Raw genomic sequence first — 370 nt, forward strand, 5'->3', positions numbered from 1 at the left:
AGGGGGGGGGGCCGCGCCGAGCCCCACAACATAAACAACAACAAAAAAAAAAAAAAAAACAAAACACCAAAAACACCCCGATTATACAAGCCCGACACCAACCACCCCACCCCCCCGCCCCCCCCCCGGAGCCCCCCGCGTGCCCGGCGAGGCCGAGTTAGTCGTTCCCGGCGAGCTCGAGCTGCACCCGTACGGACTCCCGGGCGCGCCCCGTCCGCGTGAGGACGGCGTCGGCGCGCAGCGCGGCGCCGTCGGCGCGGCCCGCGGCGGAGAGCGCGGGCCGCGGGGCGGCGTCGCCTTCCACCGAGAACTCGGAGTCGGTGACGACGAGCGCCCGCCGCTGCGTGCGCACGCCGAGCGCCCGCCGGAC

The 370-nt window shown here is 72.2% G+C and carries 1 pseudogene; it reads right to left on the minus strand.

The window, feature by feature from the left end:
- Nucleotides 1-157 precede the first annotated feature (157 nt).
- Nucleotides 158-370: pseudogene (locus PUR71_RS40865) on the minus strand (hypothetical protein); the annotation flags it as partial.

The sequence above is a fragment of the Streptomyces sp. SP17BM10 genome (assembly GCF_036322405.1).
GTDB lineage: Bacteria > Actinomycetota > Actinomycetes > Streptomycetales > Streptomycetaceae > Kitasatospora.